Raw genomic sequence first — 2,756 nt, 5'->3', positions numbered from 1 at the left:
TGGCCTGCCCGAGGTGTCTCTGGGCATCCTGCCGGGGGCCGGTGGCACCCAGCGCCTGCCGCGTCTGATCGGTGCGGGACCGGCGCTGGGCCTGATGCTGAGCGGATTGCCGGTTGGCGCCAAGCGCGCGGCCGAACTCGGGCTTGTCGATATCGTGACCGAGGGGGCGGCCGGTCCGGCGGCCGAGACACTGGCCCGGTCCATGGCTGCGGGCGAGGTTGGCCTCGCCGAGACGGTCCAGCGTCAGGATCACCGCGGTGAGGCCACACTCTGGCTGCGGGCCATCGCCGCGGCGCGGGAAGGGCTTGGCAGGGGGCGTCTGCCCGCGCCTGCGCGGATCATCGATTGTGTCGAGGCGGCCCTGCTGTTGCCCGAGGAGGAGGGGCTGGGCTTTGAACGCGCGGCATTCGAGGATCTGGTGACAACGCCAGAAGCCGCAGCCCTTCGTCATGCCTTCCTGTCCGAGCGCCGGGCCGCGCGTCAACCCGACCTCGCCGGAGCCGGGCCAAGAGAGGTGAACGGCATTGGCATCATCGGCGGCGGTCTGATGGGTTCGGGGATTGCAACTGCCCTGTTGGCGGCCGGATACCGGGTCACGCTGGTCGAACGCGACCGGACGGCTCTTTCCGTGGGGCTGGCGCGCATCGCCACAAATCAGGAACGTGCGGTGGCGAAGGGCCGGATGAACGACGCCGCGCGCGAGGAAGCCTGGTCCCGCATCGCCGGGGTGACGGACATGGCGTCACTCTCGGAAATGGACATGGTGATCGAGGCGGTGCCCGAGGACGAAGAACTGAAGGCCGGGATTTTTGCCGAACTTGGGAAGGTGACACGATCCGGGGCGGTGCTTGCCACGAATACCTCCTATCTCGACGTGAACCGCTTTGCCGAGGCAAGCGGGCGGCCGGAAGATGTGATCGGGCTGCACTTCTTTTCGCCCGCTCAGGTGATGAAGCTGCTGGAAGTCGTGGTGGCGGATCAGACCGCGCCCGATGTGACCGCGACGGCCTTCGCGCTGGCCAAACGGATGGGCAAAGTCGCGGTGCGGGCGGGCGTGTGTGATGGCTTTATCGGCAACCGCATCCTGACTGCCTATCGCACCGCAACGGATTTCCTGCTGGAAGACGGTGCCTCGCCCTATGACATCGACCGGGCGATGGTGGCCTGGGGCTTTCCCAAGGGCCCCTATGAAGTCCTCGATATGGCCGGGCTCGATATCTCATGGGCGCGGCGCAGGCGTCTGGCGGCAACGCGCGATCCTGAGCAGCGCTATGTGGCGATCGGGGACCGCTTGTGCGAGGCGGGGCGGCTCGGCCAGAAGGCCGGAAAGGGATACTACCTTTATGAGGGTGACAGCCGACAAGGGCAGGAAGATCCCGAGGTGCTTGGATTGATCGTGGCGGAGCGTCAGGCCAGGGGGATCGTGCCGCGTCAGGTGACGGAGGCCGAAATCCAGACCCGCGCCCTGGCTGCGATGGCCAATGAGGGCGCGCGCATTCTGGCAGAGGGGATCGCGGCGCGGCCATCTGACATCGATGTCGTGATGATGCTTGGCTACGGCTTCCCGCGTTGGCGCGGGGGACCGATGCAGGCGGCCGACAGGGCAGGGTTGCTGGCGCTCAGGAACGATCTGCGGAACTACGCCCGCGAGGAAGAGAGCTTCTGGGCACCTGTGCCGCTTTGGGATCAACTGATCAAGAACGGCCGGAAATTCAAGGATATGAACGGCGAATGAGCGTCATGTAAGGTGGGTTTAAACCCACCTTACTGCAATGGTGACTGAGACAGGGTGGATCTGCGGACCTGTGGCGTAAGGTGGGTTTAAACCCACCTTACCTTGTGCGCGGGCAGGCCGCTCAGCCAAGGACGATGCCCACGACCACCATCATCAGCCCCAATGCCGACAACAGCAGCGCGCCGAGGTTCAGTGTCACGGCCCGTTGCAGGCGCGCCCGAAGTTCCGCATCCGGCAAACCGGCCTTGCGCGCACGGTTGACGCCGAGGATGCACCAGACAAGTGCTGCAAGCCCCGCAAGGGTGACCAAAGTTCCGATCCAGATGAGCAAGTCCATCAGCATTCCCCCTTGTTCCGGCCCGCGCTAAAGCGTTTCGGGTTTACATTGAACCAGTATTCGAACCTTTTTCGTTCGAATACTGATACTTGTCATCTCAACGAAAACCCGAAACGCTTTAGCGCGAAGCCACCCGTGGGGCAAGGGCGGGTCTTGAAGCGCTGCCTGTGACCGTCTAGTCAGGGCGCCAGCCCGCCAAGGAGAATATGCAATGAACCAGCCTGTATCCGATGCCACCTACAATGTCGCCGCCGATGAATTGCGCCAGTTCATTGAGCGTTACGAGCATCTGGAGGCTGAAAAGAAGGACATCGCCGATCAGCAGAAAGAGGTGATGGCCGAAGCCAAGGGGCGTGGCTACGACACCAAGGTCATGCGCAAGGTCATCGCCATGCGCAAGCGCGACAAGGACGATCTGGCCGAGGAAGAGGCGGTGCTGGAGATGTACAAGGCCGCGCTGGGAATGGCCTGACGCGCGATTGCGTCGGCTTTCGCCCTGTCAGGGGGCAATGAACTTCACCCCCGGCATGCCCGCGATATCTGCGCAATCCCGATCATAGGCGTCGCTGATCTGCTGGACCAGCGCCTCTGTCCAGCCCGGCAGATCGATTCCGATCTCGATCTCATCCGGTTTGGCGAACTTTTCCAGGAACGCCGTCGTGACGCGCCTGCGCTGGGTGAGCG

General features: G+C 63.9%; 3 protein-coding genes and 1 pseudogene. 2 read left to right on the top strand and 2 right to left on the bottom strand.

Features of this window, described 5'->3' with window-relative positions; translation table 11 throughout:
• A partial coding sequence (locus WBB85_RS10830; RefSeq protein ID WP_432638629.1) for a 3-hydroxyacyl-CoA dehydrogenase NAD-binding domain-containing protein occupies positions 1–1,735 on the top strand: 1,735 nt, incomplete at its 5' end.
• 121 nt (positions 1,736–1,856) lie between these two features.
• Here WBB85_RS10830 and WBB85_RS10825 read toward each other — a convergent pair.
• Positions 1,857–2,072: a hypothetical protein gene (locus WBB85_RS10825; protein WP_432638628.1), complete on the bottom strand. Its 216-nt coding sequence runs from the start codon at positions 2,070–2,072 to the stop codon at positions 1,857–1,859.
• 211 nt (positions 2,073–2,283) lie between these two features.
• Between WBB85_RS10825 and WBB85_RS10820 the strand changes: the two genes are divergently transcribed.
• The gene (locus WBB85_RS10820) at positions 2,284–2,544 is read left to right on the top strand and encodes a DUF2312 domain-containing protein (RefSeq protein ID WP_282365886.1); all 261 of its coding nucleotides are present in this window, start codon (positions 2,284–2,286) and stop codon (positions 2,542–2,544) included.
• Between the two features lie 27 nt (positions 2,545–2,571).
• Here the strand turns inward: WBB85_RS10820 and WBB85_RS10815 are convergent.
• A pseudogene (locus tag WBB85_RS10815) lies at positions 2,572–2,756 on the bottom strand (hypothetical protein); the annotation flags it as partial.

The organism is Albidovulum sp., from assembly GCF_049646345.1.
Lineage (GTDB): Bacteria > Pseudomonadota > Alphaproteobacteria > Rhodobacterales > Rhodobacteraceae > Albidovulum.
The sequence above is the reverse complement of the archived record's forward strand: the minus strand, read 5'-3'. Positions and strand labels throughout refer to the sequence as shown.